This window comes from Alkalihalophilus lindianensis, from assembly GCF_032843265.1.
GTDB lineage: Bacteria > Bacillota > Bacilli > Bacillales > Bacillaceae_D > Alkalihalophilus > Alkalihalophilus lindianensis.
This window is the reverse complement of record NZ_JAWJBA010000126.1, coordinates 1-332: the sequence shown is the minus strand read 5'-3', so window position 1 is coordinate 332 and position 332 is coordinate 1. Positions and strand designations below refer to the sequence as shown.

The window sequence follows — 332 nt, the reverse complement described above, 5'->3', positions numbered from 1 at the left end:
AACTCTTTTAGGTAATCTATAAAATCATCTTTGTAGCCCACTTCATTTTTCAAGTACTCAAGATCTTCTTCACTGAAACGGAAGCCTTGAATAAATTGGATGACTTTTTCAAGGCCAGCAAACACCGCATACCCATTTCCAAACGGAAGCTTACGAAAATAAAGTTCAAAGACTGCACGCTTCTTATGTATGCCATCCCTCCAATACGTCTCTGCCATATTAATCTGGTAAAGATCTGTATGCAGAGTGAAACTATCATCGTGATAAATGTGTTTCATAAAATGCCCTCCAAAATACTATTACAGCTTTACACTATTTTCACAATCATACCA

1 pseudogene is annotated in these 332 nt (G+C 36.4%); it reads right to left on the bottom strand.

Annotated features, from left to right (window positions below):
- Window positions 1-278, bottom strand: a pseudogene (locus tag RYX56_RS21610) (nicotinate phosphoribosyltransferase); the annotation flags it as partial.
- Window positions 279-332: the final 54 nt, after the last annotated feature.